Here is a 16,732-nt window from a genome sequence, read left to right on the forward strand (position 1 = left end):
CAATCACGCTTAAGAAAAAATCAGCCGATCCCATCAATAGGTAAGGAGCCACGGAAAACTCACTGGATGGCCCTAAAAAACAAAACCCCACCAAAATGGTGGGGTTTATCATCAATCTGAGGCCTGCTAAGCAGGCCTTTTCTTTATCTCTCTGATGTAATGATTCAGCAAAGTACAGGCCTGTCAGGTTTGGAAAGCAAAGCAATCATTATACCTTTGGTTCACATTTCTTATTGGACAGAGAAATTTCTGACCACCCTGAAGCCGATATCGTTGGCACGAACAGAAGGGTCTCCTCCTTCCCTGAAACCAGGCCGTACGTGCTGAGGATCATTATACCAGGATCCACCTTTCCAGGTTCGTTTGTCACATGGACTGATAACCAAGATGCCCCCATCTGTAGGGATCTTGCTTAAATCTTCATACCAACAGTCTGCTGTCCACTCAAACATATTGCCCAATATGTCATACAGTCCAAAGGGGTTAGCAGGGAAACGACCGACTTGCGTTGATTTTTGACGATACTCACCTTCCTTTCCCTCCCCATATGTCTTCGCCCCGTTAAAATTCGCCTGAGTAGCATCAATGGTAACTCCGGTGTAAAAAGTCGTTTGCGTATTCGCTCTGGCCGCATATTCCCACTGGGCTTCACTGGGTAAGGCATAGTTTAAGCCTGTTTGTTGGCTCAACCAGTTTGTATAAGCGTTGGCATCATGCCAGCTAACACATGTGACAGGGTGAGCATTGTCCTGGCTAAAGCCCGGGTTTTGCCAGTTGTGCTCCGAACTTTCCCGCCAGTCTTCACCAGATATAATGTAACACTTCCCTTCAACCTGATATCCGGACGTCTCGACAAATGCTGAAAAATCAGCCACGGTAATTTCGTATTTGCTCATGGCAAAGCTTCTCTCGAACACAATTTCTTTCTGAGGCCCCTCATTTTCAGCCCGCTTCAATTCATCAGCCGGCGTTCCCATCGTAAATTTACCCGATGGAATCTCGATCATTTCCGGACAGTCATCACAGTCTTTGAAGCCTTCATTTGCGTGCGCACTCTTTGTTAAAAGGAAACAAAAAATGCCACCACAAAGCACCAGAAGCATTACTTGGTTGCCAAGGGTCCTTTTCATCGTGAAATAATTCATTAATTTTCACCGCTGTCCGGAATATAAGCCGTCACCTCAACTTCCAGTTTGAACGAAGCATAATATAGTCTGCTTACTTCTACCCAGGAGGCCGCAGGGTATACCCCGGGGGAATAGAAAGACTTTCTTGTATTTAAGGCTTGGCGTAATTCATCCATACTGCTGGTGTAAATGGTCTCTCTAAAAACGTTGTCAAAGGTTAAATCGTGCTTTTTGAGAATCTTGCCAATCTTTCCATAAATGTCTTTCACCTGTTCATCATATGTCGGCGCGTTGCTCACTATGCCGGAAATATACAAGGTATTTCCCAACTTGACAGACTCTGAAAAGCCCGTTTCCTGATGGATTGCTGTAGGGACATCTCTTTCAATTACCAGTTCTTTGGCCGACGCGATAACAACCGGGTTGGATAAAAAAGATGCAAGAATAAGCAACTTGGATAACTTCATATAAACCGACAAAATATCCCCCAAAAGTAGGATTGATGGAATGCACGCAACGTATAGTATGTCTGTACTGACAGCAGACAATAGCTATGCCCAAACATCATTCCAGCAAAATGAGGTAAAAACTCAAAACTGCGCGGTAAATTCCATTATCGCCAATCAAAAGGAGGTAAATATTGCTAACTTTTCTATCGATACCCTAAGTTATCGGTATGCAACATATCTCTGATGTGGTCCACTTTCCCCGCACTTCGAATAGCGCAAACTACTGAGAAAGAAGTGCAGTACATGAAAAATATAAAGGTCTGCTTAGATGGCTTTTCCTTTATCTTTCTTGTGGAGTGATTCGTTATATGGACCCAAGGGCAGAATAAAAGGGAATAACTCCAAATTATGCGGAGCAATGTTGTATTCCTTTTTTATTTACAACACCTGCACTTTATACCTTTGATGCCGTTTTTCTCTGCCTTTTACCTGCTTCAGGGCACGTTCGGCAGCGCTTTATCGCCTCTTTATCCGGCCAGTAAAAAATCAAACCGTCAATTGATGGCGAGGAAGAACTACATGCATTAAAAAAGCCGGTGATATGCACCGGCTTTTAACTAACTAAACAACTGAATCTTTAGGGTTGCCACTGGGCGTTTAAAGTTACGCCTGAGAAGGCGCGATATCCGTAGAGACCGATGTTCCAGGTACCTGCAGTGGGGTTACTGATCGTACAGGTTTCAGCGTTGCCGCTGGCCCAAGAACGGCAGGTATAAGTGCTGGTAGTAGGATTGCTACCTAAGCGCAGATACAGATCCGCATCACCGCTACCGCCACTGGTGGTTACCGTCAGGGTCTTCATGCCCGCAGGAATATCCAGGGTGTAGTACTTCCAGGCGTTCTTATTCGCGGAAATATTGGTTGCTGATGCTGTACCACCGGTACCGCCACCAGAGGTCGGTTCGGTATAGCTACCGGTCAGGCTGGCGCCTGAGAAGGCAGCATAAGCCACAACCTTGACATAGTAAGTCCCCTGTTGGGCGGTACTGATGTTACAGGTTTCGCTGTTACCGGTATTCCAGGAACGGCAGTCATAGCTGCTGGTCGTTGGCGCTGAGCCAAACTTCACATACAGATCCGCATCACCGCTACCACCTGACATCGCAAAAGACAAGTCAGTAGCATTAGCAGGTACCGCCAACGTGAAGTCCAAAGAGGCATCCTTAGCGGCCGACAGATTGCTCTGTGCAACGCCATTGGTCAGTGCCACAGGACCTGTTGGTGGTGGCGTAGTGCCACTGCAGTTAGCTGCCATGTAGTCGGATGCAGCCTTGGTTTGTACCAAGCCATACCCGGTGCGGTTATCACGTCCGGCAGTATCCAAGTCTACTGCAGTGCTACGCAGTGCTGTGCGCACCTGACTGGCTGTACAGGTAGGGTTCTTACTCCAGGCCAGTGCGGCAACGCCTGCCACATGGGGTGACGCCATGGAGGTACCGTTGTAGTAGGCGTAGTTTGTATTGGCGACGGTTTGCAACGTGGCAGAAGTGCCGGCTGCAGCAGCCAATTGCTGTCCCAAAGTACGGTTGACCGATACGCTGGGGATACTGATCACACCGCTACCATCTACCAGGTAAGGGTTTTGCAGACCGGGTCTGTCGCTCTTACTGTAAACCACGGCACCTACCGCTCCGGCGTTTTGACAAGCCTGGATGGGGTTGATTTCAGGATATGTGCTACCTGACTGGTTCTGTGCACGTTCAACCACACAGATCTTACCGCTCATATTGCCGCAGCTAAAGCTGGTGCCAGATGTTGTACAAGCAGCCAAAGTACCGTTAACCGATGCGTTAATATCGCCATTTACATAGTTGGTGCCGCTTTGTACATAGCGGGAATGTGGCAACACACGGTCATCACCGGCGCTGTTACTGCCCCAGGTCAGATAACCCTGACGACCATCTCCCAGACCAACGGTGGACAGAATGGCTTCACCAGGACCAGACAGTTCAACCTGGCTGGTGTACTGGGAAAACTCTGCATGCAGACCGGTTTCATCGACGGCGGCTACGGAGATGACGGCATCGTAAGAAGCCGGATAAGAATGGGTTGAATTGCCATCGTTACCAGCCGCGGCGACAAGCAATACGCCACCGTTGTAGGCGCTGGCCATGCCGTTGCTTTCTGAGGTCGAAGAGCTGGGGCCACCTAAAGACATGTTCACCACATTGGCGCCATTGTTCTTACAGGTATTTACCGCAGTGACCAGATCACTACTGTAAGACCAACCCGCTTCGCTGAATACTTTCACGATATGCAGCTTGACGTTTTGGTTTGGCATTACGCCCACCACGCCCTGGGTATTGTTGATGGCAGCAATGGTACCGGCTACGTGGGTACCATGAGAGCCACCAGGCACATACCAGTTACCGGTACCGGAGTCGTTGGTACCGGCATGCTGGTTACCGCTTAAATCGGGGTTGTTGATGTCGTAACCTGAGTCAATGATACAGACCTTACGGTTGGCTGCATCATTGTCTGACACCTGGTTCGCTTGGACCGCACTGATACCCCAGGGCTGGTTTTGGGCCAGCGGATAACGCTTAGGATCGGCTTCGGCGGTGGCAACGCCAGGCATTTTGGCAATCACCATGGCCAGTTGGTTGATGTCCTTCACCGACTTTTCTTTGGCCAGGGCAAATACGCCTTGGTTTGCATCAATGCCGCGTACAAACTGAACCTGTTCACCCAGTTGCTTGTTCAGGCTTTTCAGTATTTGTTGAGCAGATTGCAGTTTGGCTTGGTCAACGGCTTTATCCAGGCCTTGTGCCTTACCGGATAGTGCTTCAAATGCATTGACCAGTTGACTATCTTCAAAGCGGATGATCATTCGGTCGGTGGTATCCAGCTTGGCGGCACTGCCACGCTTGGCCAGCCAATCGGCGAAAGAGGTCTCAGAAGCAGATACCAGACTGTTATCTGCAGCCGGGTCGGCGGGCTTCAACTCAGTTGCCGTTGCAGACATGGCAGTCATCACCGCCAGCGCCAGGCTGCTGAAGAGGATGTTAGAAGGTTTATTAATCATTAGTCAGATTTTCCATCTTATTGTTTTATATATTTATTTACTTGTTGCTTGGTTCTATTTGTCACGAAACACGTTTTTTAGGGACAGCACCTCCTACCCAGTTAGGCATTAGTTAATCGTTCGGAAACTGGATTGTGGCTAGTGGCGCTGATAACTAAGCCGGAGATTTAGGCGATTTGGTAAAGGCGTATAAAGATTGAGCATTTTTTATTCTTCTTATAAGTCATTTTTATTACAGCAGTGGGTGAAAAGTACCCAATCTGTAACAATATGTAAATACGCAAAGGGCAAAAAATGCAAAATAATATTGTCAGGTCGGATGACCTGAGCCGATTCTTATTGACCAAGGAACTGGACGCAATTTAGAGGGATAGTGGCTGAAAAGATAGTAAGCGCGGCGGCGAAATATTAACCTTTGTTGTGTCGAGTAGCCAGAGGCTACTCAGACAAAAATTCAAAATAGCTGTTGGGATCGCGCGATGGTTGAGGTGAGTTGGGGATGACAGACGTCCCCAAATAGAGAAAACCGACAATTTCGTCTTGTTCAGCCAACTTGAAGGCGTTTTTTACTTCCTCATTTTGCGCATAACTTCCGGTCCGCCAAATTCCACCGAACCCCTGGGCGAAAGCGGCCATCTGCATTGCCTGTACCGCACAAGCCGTAGAAGCCACCTGTTCTATCCAGGGAACTTTGGCATGCTCTTTATATTGCGTGATAGCAATAATTACCATGGGCGCGCGCAATGGCAGACTTGGGGCCCGTTCAATATCTTTTTCTGACATATCAGCGGCAATAGCGCCTTGCTCGAAGATCTCTCCAAGTTTGGTCAACCCTTTGCCCTTGCATACAATAAAGCGCCAGGGGGTAAGGTTGCCGTGATCAGGCGCGCGTAGCGCAGCCCTGAATATGTTGTCTAAGGCCGGGCCTGAGGGGGCCGGCTCTTGTAAACGAGGCTGGGATTGTCGGTTAAGCAGAAGTTCTAAAGCTTGCATGCATCTACTGATAAGAAAGTGATTAAGTGGCTAAGTTAGGAAAACATTAGCATTTTGACAAGTAGCCGGCTCGTTAATCGCTTAAAGAACTGGCAGACAAGCTTACTAAATCCTTACTTAGCGTTTTTCATGAAATGGCGAGCCAGAAAATAGTCGACACTGGTGAAGCGTCCTCCCCCGGTAAAGAAAAGCACCAACAGCATCACAAAATAGGTTGCCGCGAATTCGATACCGTTGTTGAGGATCACAAATTTACCACTGGAAGTCAGCCAATCGTAATTGCCATGCTCCTTAAGAAGATAGTTGGCGGCAGCGAGTTTTTCTGGCGCAGCCATTACTGATTCATTTAAGAATAAGGTACCGTCGGCAAGCCAACTGGAGGCATCGGCAATCGCCAGCCAGCCGTTTTGCCAGTGCGCGGTAAAGGCTGCCACCAACATAGTGATCATCAGAGGAATGGCGACCCAACGGGTAGCTAAACCAATTAGCATTAAACATGCCCCACCTAATTCTGCTGCAATAGCCAAACTGGCCATCAGCACCGGAAACGGCAGCCCCAATCCCCAATCAGGATTGCCAAACCAAGCGACGGTGTCGTCAAAATGGTTGAACTTGTTCCAGCCTGCCTGAATCAAAACAGGCGCGAGGTATAATCTTATAAGCAGTGGCGCTATACCATCGGCAATACGGGTATTGTCCAAGGCGCGTTGCAACGGCAGGTACAGGTTAAGTAACGACATAGAAGACTCCATCTTATTGTTGAGTGTATAGATAGTCGTTTTCCTGAATTTCTTCCCCACTTTTTAACAAAAGGCAGAAAATGAGTACAGATGGGCAAAAACCACAGGGAGCATTAGGGCGTTTATATGCCCGACAGCAACCTAAGGTCAGAGCCAATGCGAAGAAAGCGGCGCTGCTTAAAAGTTTTGCTGAGGAAGATTATGTGCGTATTGCTCAGCTGATTAAGAAGTGGTTGGATGTTGATGAGAAGAACAAGGGAAAAAAAAGAGGAGCCTGAGCTCCTCTGTAGTGTTTTCTCTGTTCGACTTAGATGACCGCAGCCAATCTGGCGCCTTGGTTTATTGCCCGCTTGGCATCAAGCTCTGCGGCCACATCGGCGCCCCCAATTAAGTGGGTTTGCACGCCAGCATCTAACAGTCCTTGCTGCAGTGCGCGAAGAGGCTCCTGCCCTGCACAGATAATAACGTTATCCACTTCCAGACAGCGTGTTTCACCGTTTACTTCGATATGCAGACCTTGATCGTCAATCTGCTTGTAGGTGACGCCAGGGATCATCTGTACATTTTTGCGTTGCAATGAGCTTCGGTGGATCCAGCCGGTGGTGCTGCCAAGCCCCTTACCCACTTTGCTGGCCTTACGTTGCAACAACCAAATTTCGCGGGCCGGTGGATCAATTTCGGGCTTCATCAGACCACCGCGTTCGCGGTATTGGGCATCAATCCCCCAATTCCTGAGCCATGCCTCAGGAGCAGTACTGAGGGAATGTTCCTCTACCAAGAATTCACCCACGTCGAAACCGATACCGCCAGCACCGATAATGGCAACTTTTTTGCCTACGGGTTTGTGATCACGCAGAACGTCCAGATAACTCATTACTTTTGGATGATCGATTCCAGGAATATCCAGCTTTCGTGGTGCGATACCGGTTGCCAGAATCACTTGATCAAAACCGCCGCTAACCAAGCTTTCGACCGTTTGCGGGCTTTCCAGGTGCAGGTTCACGCCCGTTTTTTCGATGCGTTTGGTAAAGTATCGCAGCGTTTCGTAGAACTCCTCTTTACCCGGGATCTGTTTAGCATAATTAAACTGACCACCAATTTCCTTGGCCTTATCAAACAGGTGGACTTCATGGCCACGCTCAGCGGCGTAGCAGCTAAAAGCTAATCCGGCAGGGCCGGCGCCCACTACAGCCAGCTTCTTCTTGTGATTGGTCAGCGGGAAATTCAGCTCGGTCTCATAACCTGCCCTGGGGTTGACCAAACATGTGGCGCGTTTTTTCTTAAATACATGATCCAAACAGGCTTGGTTACAGGCAATACAGGTATTGATCTCATCAGCACGCTGCTGTTCGGCTTTGTTCACAAATTCCGGATCGGCGAGGAAAGGCCTGGCCATAGACACCATATCCGCATGTCCAGAGGCCAGCACTTTTTCTGCCACTTCTGGGGTGTTGATACGGTTACTGGTGATCAGCGGCACGGAAAGCTCTTGCTTAATGCGTTCTGTCACCCAGGTAAAGGCCGCTCTTGGCACCATAGTAGCAATGGTAGGTACCCTGGCTTCGTGCCAACCAATGCCGGTATTGATGATGGTCGCCCCGGCTTCTTCGATCATTTTGCCCAGGGCTACCACCTCTTCCCATTGGCTGCCGCCTTCGACCAGATCGAGCATGGACAGACGATAAATAATAATAAAGTCCTTACCCACCTTTTGGCGGATAGCCTTTACCACCTCAACGGGGAAGCGGGCGCGATTTTCAAAACTTCCACCCCACTCGTCCTGGCGCTGATTGGTGCGTGGACACAAAAACTGGTTAATCAGATAGCCTTCTGAGCCCATCACTTCCACGCCATCGTAACCGGCGAGTTTGGACATGGCAGCACAGTTTGCATAATCCTTGATGGTAGAATGGATACCCCGCTTGGACATTTCCCAGGGCTTAAAGGGATTGATGGGGGTTGGAATGGCTGATGGTGCAACCGCAATCGGATGATAGCCATAACGTCCGGTATGCAGGATTTGCATACATATTTTACCGCCATGGGCATGCACCGCTTCGGTAATGTGAGCATGCTCTTTAGCATGTGACTTTCGCGTCATACGCGAGGCGAAGGGAAATACCCAGCCTTGGCGATTAGGTGCTACGCCACCGGTGACAATGAGTCCAACGCCCCCGGCTGCACGTTCTGCGTAAAAGGCAGCCAATTTTTCCACACCGCCTTTTTCTTCTTCAAGGCCAAGGTGCATCGAGCCCATCAATACACGGTTTTTTAGCGTAGTGAAGCCCAGATCCAATGGGGAAAGCAGATTTGGATACAACGGATGCTTATTCATTATTTTACTCGACTGGTCATACCTGTTCGGAGTTTACCTCAACTCAGGGGAGGATTTCATCCGTTTTACTAACAACAAGGTAACAAAGACTAGTCTAGGCTGCACAACAGTAATGAACCAAAACGGCTGTCAGGTCATAAATCATTACATTTAGCATTTCTGGATCTTGTCGACTTTGGATAGGATACAGTTATCAAAAAGTGAATAGTTGTAGTTATGGCAAGTGCAAAGAGTGTAACTGTATCGATTTTCAGCGGCTTGTGGACCGCACTTAACTTTACCAGAAACCTGTTTTTCAACATCATTTTCATCATTATCGCACTGGCGATATTGGCTGCGATCTTTAGTGATAATGGGAAAATTGTGGTCCCCAAAGACTCGGCCTTAGTGCTGAATTTGCGAGGCGATCTGGTGATTGAGAAGACATCGGTCGATCCTTTTGAAAAATTCATGCAGGAAGCCTTCGACGAGAAAGAAGAAAATCCCGAAGTGCTGTTAAGAGATGTGCTTTTTGCCATCGACAACGCCAAGCATGATCAACGTATTAAGACCCTGGTGCTGGATCTGCACGCGTTACAGCGCGGCGGATTGGACAAGTTGGGTCAAATTGCCGAATCGCTGGAAAGCTTTAAAGAAAGTGGCAAGGCGGTTTATGCTATCGGCGACTATTTCAGTCAGGAACAATATTACTTGGCCAGCCATGCCAACCACGTTTACATGAATCCCATGGGATGGATGATTTTAGACGGTTATGGCCGCTATCCGCTGTACTTCAAATCTGCATTGGAAAAACTCAAGGCTACTACCCATGTATTTAGGGTCGGCACTTATAAGTCTGCCATCGAACCTTTTATTCGTGACGACATGTCAGAGGCGGCGCGCGAGGCAAACCAGGAGTGGCTTAATACGCTTTGGATGCAATACAAACAGGATGTTGCCAAAGCACGCAATATCCCGCTCACCCAGTTTGACGAAAAGCTGGATGCTTTCCTTGCAAAGCTAGAACAGGCTAACGGTGACTTTGCCCAATATGCTCTTGATAATAGTTGGGTGGATGCACTTAAAACCCGTGAAGAAGTGCGTAACGAATTAATTGAGTTAACCGGCAAAGATGACAACAGCAGGGGTTACCGCCATATCGGCTATGAACAGTATTTAAGCGTCATTAAGTCCCCCTTCCATTTGCCTGAGCAGGGAGATACCCAACAAGTAGGCGTGGTGGTTGCTAAGGGTACTATTTTAAACGGTACCCAGAAGGCCGGTACCATTGGTGGAGACAGTACGGCAGCACTATTGAGAAAGGCACGACAGGACAACAAGATCAAAGCAGTGGTGCTGCAAGTGGACAGCCCCGGAGGCAGCGCCTTTGCCTCGGAAATCATTCGTCAGGAAGTCGAGTTGCTTAAAGCTGCCGGCAAACCAGTGGTGGTGTCCATGAGTACCTATGCGGCATCAGGTGGCTACTGGATTTCTGCCGGTGCCGATGAAATATGGGCAGCGCCCAGCACCATCACCGGCTCCATAGGCATTTTCGGTATGTTTATGACCTATGAAAAAACCTTGGATTACTTGGGCATTCATGCCGATGGTGTGGGTACCACAGAGTTTTCCGGCTTTAGCCCGGCCAGATCACTTGATCCCAAACTTGGACAAATTATCCAGCGCAATGTCGAGCATGGATACGAGCAGTTTATAAGCCTGGTAGCGGAAAAGCGCGAGATGGATAAAGACAGGGTGGATGAAATCGGTCAGGGCCGCGTTTGGATTGGCACAAAGGCGCAGGAGTTAGGCTTGGTCGATAAGTTGGGCTATCTGGACGATGCGATTAAATCTGCAGCGGAGCTGGCCAAACTTGACCAATATGACACCCAATTTGTAGAGCGTGATCTCAGTCCCAAGGAGCAATTCTGGAACGAATTCTTCGGTAAAGGGGCCTCACTGTTTGGCGGAGCCCTGCGCGGTCAATCTGACAGTCAATTAATGGGACTGGTGAAACAACTGGTGTCTGAGTTTGAGGCCATGGCGCAACTTAATGATCCCAAAGGGGCATACGCCTATTGTCTACCCTGTAAAGTGTAGATAGGTTTAAAGACCCGCCGCATGGCGGGTTTTTTCTGTTTGAGCCGTTCAGTTTTAACGCTACTATCTGCAGTCTCTCAGTTTCAGAATAATAACAACAGGGACAGACGATGCAGAAAAATCTCAAACTTTATCTCCCGCTGCTGGTTGCTTCATTACTCGGCGCCTGCTCACCGGCACAGCAGAATCAAGCGCCTCAGACACCCGCAACAGCCCAGTCAAAAGTACAAAGTGCAGTTAAAGCGCCTCTCGCGGAAAAGATCGCCCATGAAATGACCATTCATGGTGATACCCGTATAGATAACTATTACTGGATGCGTGACGACGAGCGTAAAGACCCTAAGGTTCTGGCCTATCTTGATGCAGAAAATGCCTACACGGATGCAGTATTAGCGCATACGCAGGATTTACAGATTCGGCTTTTTGAAGAAATGAAAGGGCGTATACAAAAGGACGATGATTCCCCTGCCGTAAAAGACGGCCAGTATTATTACGCCACTGAAATGCGCGGCGAGAACGAGTACCCGGTGTATGTCAGAAGTCAGGATATGGATGGCAAGGGCAAAGAAGTCATTCTGGATGTAAACGCCCTGGCTGAAGGTCACAACTACTTTAATGTAAGTGGCATCAGTGTTAGCGAAAATGGGCAGCTGATGGCTTACGGCGAGGATAGCCTAAGCCGTCGAATTTACACCGTCAAATTTAAAGATCTGAGCACCGGCAAACTGCTTGACGATCAGTTGGAGGGCACCTCAGGTCAAATCATCTGGGGCAATGACAACCAGCACCTTTATTACATCAAAAAAGATCCCCAAACCCTGCTGGGATATCAGGTCTATCGCCATAAATTGGGGAGTGAGCAGAGCACCGATGAACTGGTCTACGAAGAACAGGATAAATCCTTCTACACCTATCTTGGCAAAAGTAAGGACAGCAGTTTTGTCTATATCAACCACGTTGCGACAGAGAGTAAAGGCATCTCCCTGATTGATGCCAATGATCCCAAAGCCATGCCTGTTGCCGTTGTGCCAAGAGAAGCAGGCCTCGAGTACCAAATTGGTAAACGAGGACAAGAGCTCTATATCCTGACCAACCTGGATGCCAAAAATTTCCGTTTAATGAAGGTGTCTATTGATAAACTGGGCGACAAGAGCCTGTGGCAGGAGGTGATCCCTCATCGTCCTGACACCAAGCTGGAAGAGATGGAGCTGTTTGACAACCACCTTGTCTACAAAGCCCGAAACTATGGTCAATCTCGTTTATTTGTACAGGATTTTAATGGCGGTGAACCTCGCCAGATTGCATTTCAGGATGACGCCTACGCCTTATACCTGTATGGCAACAATGAACTGGATAATCCTGGCGTACGCATCTATTACAGCAGCCTGACCACGCCAGGAACCCATTATGATGTGGATCTGCAGGAGCTGTCGCTGGTGATGCGTAAACAACAGCCAGTGTTAGGTGACTTTAACGCCGATAATTACCATTCTGAGCGCTTGTTTATCGATGCCCTCGATGGCGCTAAAGTGCCGGTGAGCCTGGTCTATCGCAAAGATAAGTTCAAAAAAGATGGCAGTAATCCACTCTACATTTACGGCTATGGCTCTTATGGCTCGACAATCGATCCCACTTTCTCCAGCAACCGCCTGAGCTTACTGGATCGTGGATTTGTGTTTGCCATTGCCCATGTTCGCGGTTCTGAGATGCTTGGACGCCCTTGGTATGAGGACGGCAAAAAGCTCAATAAGAAAAATACTTTTAATGACTTTGTAGATGCCACTAAGGCGCTGGTTGCGCAAGGTTACGGAAATAAAGATAAGGTCTTTGCCGTGGGTGGCAGTGCCGGTGGTTTGCTGATGGGCGCAGTGATCAATCAAGCCCCTGAGTTGTACCAGGGTGTTGCTGCACATGTACCTTTTGTAGATGTGGTTACCACCATGCTGGATGAGAGCATTCCGCTGACCACCAATGAATTTGACGAATGGGGCAATCCGAAAGAGAAAGAGTATTACGCCTATATGCTCTCTTACTCCCCTTATGATCAGGTGAAGGCACAAAACTACCCTAACCTACTGGTCACCACCGGTCTTCACGATTCACAGGTGCAATATTTTGAACCTGCCAAGTGGGTAGCCAAACTACGTGATATGAAAACCGACAATAATATTCTGCTTATGAAGGTGGATATGGAAGCCGGTCATGGCGGTGCATCGGGACGCTTTAAGCGGCTTTATGACACCGCCCTTGAATACGCCTTCTTCCTCGATTTGCTTGAACAGAAGCAATAAAGGCAAACGGGAGCTTCGGCTCCCGTTCTTCTATCTGCCAGTTAGTAAACGACATTGTCCTAAGCCGATGGCCAACATATACGCACAAGAGCCATTAAGGCTTTCTACAGAACACACGGAACCTGATGTGCCCGCCGCACAAGCCCCCTCATTTATCTGAGCTTATTCAGTAACCAAGGATAACTGAGTGCTTGGACCGTTAAGGAAAACAGCACCACAGCAAAGCCAATGGACTGGATAGTCCACCAGGTTTCCAATTCCAACGGCAAAGAAAGGACCAAAGCAATGCTAATGACTCCCCGCAATCCACCCCACCACAGCAAAAGCCCATTTCGCCATTGAACAGGTTCGCGTAAAACATATTTGCCCGCGGCAAAGGAAAAATACACGCCGATAAGCCTGGAAAGCATGGCTGCGAGAATACCCAATAACATTGCTAACCATTGGGAACTGAACATATCAAAAGTGACTACCAGGCCCATCAGGAAAAACACCAGAACATTGGCGATAAAGGCTAACAGATCCCAATAGGCTTGTTGCATTCCCTCTGCGGTGGCATCAATCAGCGATTTTTTTACCTGCAAAGCAGCCACAAGAACGGCAAACACACCGGACACATGCAGTAACGACTCAGCAATAAAGAACGCACCATAAGCTAATAACAGACACACCAGCATCTTTTGCCCGGCACTGAGATCAACATGTCGTAGAAGCTGCCCTGCAACGAATCCTAAGAGTGCCCCCGCCAATACACCACCAGCCAATACCCTAACCAGTTGCCATATGGTTTCCGCCACCGAAAATTGCTGTTCCAGTGCCAACCCGAGCACCACTGAAAAGAGAACGATGACGGTAGCGTCATTGAACAGACTTTCACCTTCCAATTGAGCCGCCAACGAAGGTGACGCTTTTGCCTCTTTTAGCTGAGCCACTACCGCCACAGGATCAGTAGCAGTGATCACCACACCAGCCAAAAGCGCCGCCATCCATGGAAAACCACTGGGGTGATTGATACCAAAATATAATATTGCAGCCGCGATGGTTGCGCTAAGTACTACGCCCAAGCTGGCGCTGAAAAGCGTCGTTTTTAAATGTGGACGTAGTACCTTTGACGGCAGGTTTAAAGCGGCCTCAAAGACCAGGATGGGGATCAAGATAAAAAGAATCAGCGGTTGAAAATTATGGTAGCGAATACCGGTATCCAGCCCCCATATGGGCACCAGATAGGACGCCAACATTCCCCAAAGCAATAGATGCAGGCTCAGAGGCATACGCGTAATCTTGCTGGTCAACACTGCCAATACGCCGCCGCTGAATATTAACAACAGTGTTGGCAACCATTGTGTGGTGATCATCTGCACACCTCAGGCAAAGACACAAGCAATGACTCAATGACCAGGCTTGGTCCATAGATCTTTCAAGAAAGACTTCACCTTCGCCTATTGAACTGTGGGAATTAGTTTTACCGCGGAGAAAAACTAATGCGCTGCAACACCCCATTGTGGAAATCGAGGGTGACCAATAAGCGTCTGGATCCCAAGTCATAGAAATATCGGGTCAAATTCACATAGCCATTGCCGACCATGACATATCCAACCTGCTCTTCGGAGGTTGGCAAACCGCATTTTTCTTTTACTGCATAGGTGGAATCGCCTTCCATGACCAATTTAGTATGGCATCTGAAAGACTCTGCATATGCAGCAGTAGAGATTACAGCTAACAGTGACAGCAACAATGCGCTGATGAGAATAGTACTTTTCATCGAATATGTCCTTTTCGCAGTGAGAAGCAAAGCCTTACCTAGCTTAGATCAACCTACTTAATCAGTGGTCAAAGTTCGCCAGATGGGCTGAAGTATGGCGTTAAACAGGCCTGCAATAAAATCATCGGATTTTTGCTTGGTCACTTCACCTGAATTAGCGTTTTGCTTGGCCCTCTGCTCCATATTCCCTGCTGCACCATCCAGGGTGTCGTAGACTACCTGGTCTCGTTGCACACTGGTACAGGCAGTGGTTGCCAGCAGCATTAACAACAAGACAGTTCCTTTAATTTTCATAACATTCCTTTTTAACTACTTTTCGACACAGATGATTGGAATTTTTCGCTACTTTTAATGCTTTTCGCCCATTTCTCTTTGTCGCCTAGGCATCCCATTGATAATGGCATAGATTTTTGGCAGGTTAAATTCCTGGGTGGCGAATTTAATCCCGCCATCTTCTCAAATCAGGATTTCCTTAGCATCCTACTTGCTGGTGTAAAGCCCCTAACAGCCTCTGAAAGTTCTTGATTGAAATTAGTCAGCAGGCGATCGCCATCCAATAAGATCCACAGAATAACCCTTCCTATAGTTTCAGCATCCAACATAATACACCCCTGGAATTCGTCTTGGCCAGAAGCTAACTGCAAAAACCAAGCGGCACTGACGGAAAGTAACAATTCCATTAAAATCAGACACATAGTCAGTCCCGATAGTGGCAAAGCTGTACGTGAGTACCTAGATATCTAAGGCAACTGCGAGAAATGATAACACTTAGTCGTAGCGCAGATTCTCTATTGGTTTTGCTGCGTCCCAGTACTCTGAGTTTTCTCCATTGGATTCAAAAGCGTCAGCCCAATTAATCCATTGCTCATTTACCAGTCGGTTGATATTTAAAAACTTACCGTAATTAGAAGCGGTTGCGTGTCCTTGCTTATCGAAAACGCGAATTCGGTAATATCCGGTATCAACGACGATGTCAGATGCAAGTTGCTCACGTTTTTTCACCCGAAAATTGATGTCTGCATATTTTTGATTTTGCTTCAACGATGCAAACCATTCCTTAAAATATACTTGTCCAGGGTTGCCAATATTGAGATCCAGCTCTTTACCAGTGGAAATGTATAAGCCATCATTTGAATAGGTTGCTGATGCAGCCTCTACATCTAGTTCTTGATAAGCTAAATTAAGACGCTCAAAAAGTTGATTTATCTGTTGATGTACTTCGTTTTCAATTGCTGTTACGTGAAATGAAACTAATAACGCCAGCCCCGCAATTATTTTACTCATTTTTGTTCATCTACCCGAATTTAAGTTGTAAAAGTAAAACATAACTCTTCCAAACTGAGGCTAAAATGGCATTACGCTGAAATGAAGCCTGTTAACGACGAATTGCCAAAATTGGAAAGTAGACAACAACCAACGCTTTGGCGTCCGGTAGCCACACTCAATGCTAATGGCCAAAAGAGCTTACCCCGGGAGTTTTTCTGAGAAACAAAGCATCAACATCTAAATAAACGTTCCGAATAGTAACTCATTCTGAGCAGAGGGCGGGAAGCGCGATACAGAACTTCCTTGTCATGGATGATGAGGCAGAGCCTCCATGGACGGATTCACGGCGTTTCTACATGCGTTCCCGCCCACTGTAGCACTAATAGGAACAGCTACTTAGAAAGAAAGCGGAGCAGGTATTTTGGCAAATGAAATATGCTTGTGTGGACGATCCATTCATTGGCTTGCAAAGACCCGGGTGCTTGATCCATACCAACAAGACTGGACACCTCGTTAAGCGATAGAATCGCAATCGAGGTGAAGCATGACAAAAGAATCCAGATCCCGTAAACGCCACGGCGAAGAGTTTAAAGCAGAAGCCCTGC

Annotated in this window: 13 protein-coding genes; 3 read left to right on the top strand and 10 right to left on the bottom strand. The window is 47.8% G+C overall.

Annotated features, from left to right (window positions below):
* Positions 1–230: 230 nt before the first annotated feature.
* From P2G88_RS19300 to P2G88_RS19320, 5 genes are all read right to left on the bottom strand, one after another.
* Positions 231–1,145, bottom strand: coding sequence for a formylglycine-generating enzyme family protein (locus tag P2G88_RS19300; protein ID WP_275799265.1), 915 nt, complete (start codon positions 1,143–1,145; stop codon positions 231–233).
* Entirely contained in the window at positions 1,145–1,594 is a 450-nt protein-coding gene (locus P2G88_RS19305) for a RidA family protein (RefSeq protein WP_275799269.1), read from the bottom strand. The genes P2G88_RS19300 and P2G88_RS19305 overlap by 1 nt, the downstream gene beginning before the upstream one ends.
* A 619-nt stretch (positions 1,595–2,213) precedes the next feature.
* Positions 2,214–4,661, bottom strand: a complete 2,448-nt coding sequence (locus tag P2G88_RS19310; protein WP_275799273.1) for a S8 family serine peptidase — start codon at positions 4,659–4,661, stop codon at positions 2,214–2,216.
* A gap of 438 nt (positions 4,662–5,099) precedes the next feature.
* Positions 5,100–5,654 (bottom strand): NAD(P)H nitroreductase, encoded by a 555-nt coding sequence (locus P2G88_RS19315; RefSeq protein WP_275799275.1) that lies wholly within the window; start codon positions 5,652–5,654, stop codon positions 5,100–5,102.
* 113 nt (positions 5,655–5,767) lie between these two features.
* Positions 5,768–6,394 carry a DoxX family protein gene (locus tag P2G88_RS19320; protein WP_275799278.1) on the bottom strand — a complete coding sequence of 209 codons (627 nt, stop codon included), beginning with the start codon at positions 6,392–6,394 and terminating at the stop codon, positions 5,768–5,770.
* 80 nt (positions 6,395–6,474) lie between these two features.
* On the opposite strand from P2G88_RS19320, the gene P2G88_RS19325 reads away from it, so the two are divergent.
* Entirely contained in the window at positions 6,475–6,672 is a 198-nt protein-coding gene (locus tag P2G88_RS19325) for a hypothetical protein (RefSeq protein ID WP_275799281.1), read from the top strand.
* Between the two features lie 29 nt (positions 6,673–6,701).
* Here the strand turns inward: P2G88_RS19325 and P2G88_RS19330 are convergent, their stop codons facing one another.
* A complete protein-coding gene (locus P2G88_RS19330; protein ID WP_275799284.1) occupies positions 6,702–8,729 on the bottom strand; it encodes an NADPH-dependent 2,4-dienoyl-CoA reductase in 2,028 nt (675 codons plus the stop codon).
* A 216-nt stretch (positions 8,730–8,945) separates the two neighbouring features.
* Between P2G88_RS19330 and sppA the strand changes: the two genes are divergently transcribed.
* Together sppA and P2G88_RS19340 are read left to right on the top strand one after the other, a co-directional pair.
* Positions 8,946–10,808, top strand: coding sequence for a signal peptide peptidase SppA (sppA, locus tag P2G88_RS19335; RefSeq protein WP_275799287.1), 1,863 nt, complete (start codon positions 8,946–8,948; stop codon positions 10,806–10,808).
* Between the two features lie 110 nt (positions 10,809–10,918).
* Positions 10,919–13,099 (top strand): S9 family peptidase, encoded by a 2,181-nt coding sequence (locus P2G88_RS19340; RefSeq protein WP_275799290.1) that lies wholly within the window; start codon positions 10,919–10,921, stop codon positions 13,097–13,099.
* A gap of 152 nt (positions 13,100–13,251) precedes the next feature.
* On the opposite strand, the gene P2G88_RS19345 is transcribed toward P2G88_RS19340, so the two are convergent.
* The 4 genes from P2G88_RS19345 to P2G88_RS19360 all read right to left on the bottom strand — a co-directional run bounded on the left by P2G88_RS19345 (position 13,252) and on the right by P2G88_RS19360 (position 16,145).
* Positions 13,252–14,454, bottom strand: coding sequence for a sodium:proton antiporter (locus tag P2G88_RS19345; protein WP_275799293.1), 1,203 nt, complete (start codon positions 14,452–14,454; stop codon positions 13,252–13,254).
* A 107-nt stretch (positions 14,455–14,561) separates the two neighbouring features.
* Positions 14,562–14,861, bottom strand: coding sequence for a DUF2845 domain-containing protein (locus P2G88_RS19350; protein ID WP_275799296.1), 300 nt, complete (start codon positions 14,859–14,861; stop codon positions 14,562–14,564).
* A gap of 57 nt (positions 14,862–14,918) precedes the next feature.
* Positions 14,919–15,155: a hypothetical protein gene (locus tag P2G88_RS19355; protein ID WP_275799298.1), complete on the bottom strand. Its 237-nt coding sequence runs from the start codon at positions 15,153–15,155 to the stop codon at positions 14,919–14,921.
* Positions 15,156–15,629: 474 nt separating this feature from the next.
* Positions 15,630–16,145, bottom strand: a complete 516-nt coding sequence (locus P2G88_RS19360; RefSeq protein ID WP_275799301.1) for a hypothetical protein — start codon at positions 16,143–16,145, stop codon at positions 15,630–15,632.
* Between the last annotated feature and the right edge of the window lie 587 nt (positions 16,146–16,732).

Source organism: Aliiglaciecola sp. CAU 1673 (assembly GCF_029223185.1).
In the GTDB taxonomy this organism is placed as follows: domain Bacteria; phylum Pseudomonadota; class Gammaproteobacteria; order Enterobacterales; family Alteromonadaceae; genus Bowmanella.

Coding starts and splice junctions, on each gene's coding strand:
- P2G88_RS19300 (WP_275799265.1), bottom strand. CDS start 1,145: ATGAATTATTTCACGATGAAAAGGACCCTTGGCAACCAAGTAATGCTT.
- P2G88_RS19305 (WP_275799269.1), bottom strand. CDS start 1,594: ATGAAGTTATCCAAGTTGCTTATTCTTGCATCTTTTTTATCCAACCCG.
- P2G88_RS19310 (WP_275799273.1), bottom strand. CDS start 4,661: ATGATTAATAAACCTTCTAACATCCTCTTCAGCAGCCTGGCGCTGGCG.
- P2G88_RS19315 (WP_275799275.1), bottom strand. CDS start 5,654: ATGCAAGCTTTAGAACTTCTGCTTAACCGACAATCCCAGCCTCGTTTA.
- P2G88_RS19320 (WP_275799278.1), bottom strand. CDS start 6,394: ATGTCGTTACTTAACCTGTACCTGCCGTTGCAACGCGCCTTGGACAAT.
- P2G88_RS19325 (WP_275799281.1), top strand. CDS start 6,475: ATGAGTACAGATGGGCAAAAACCACAGGGAGCATTAGGGCGTTTATAT.
- P2G88_RS19330 (WP_275799284.1), bottom strand. CDS start 8,729: ATGAATAAGCATCCGTTGTATCCAAATCTGCTTTCCCCATTGGATCTG.
- sppA (WP_275799287.1), top strand. CDS start 8,946: ATGGCAAGTGCAAAGAGTGTAACTGTATCGATTTTCAGCGGCTTGTGG.
- P2G88_RS19340 (WP_275799290.1), top strand. CDS start 10,919: ATGCAGAAAAATCTCAAACTTTATCTCCCGCTGCTGGTTGCTTCATTA.
- P2G88_RS19345 (WP_275799293.1), bottom strand. CDS start 14,454: ATGATCACCACACAATGGTTGCCAACACTGTTGTTAATATTCAGCGGC.
- P2G88_RS19350 (WP_275799296.1), bottom strand. CDS start 14,861: ATGAAAAGTACTATTCTCATCAGCGCATTGTTGCTGTCACTGTTAGCT.
- P2G88_RS19355 (WP_275799298.1), bottom strand. CDS start 15,155: ATGAAAATTAAAGGAACTGTCTTGTTGTTAATGCTGCTGGCAACCACT.
- P2G88_RS19360 (WP_275799301.1), bottom strand. CDS start 16,145: ATGAGTAAAATAATTGCGGGGCTGGCGTTATTAGTTTCATTTCACGTA.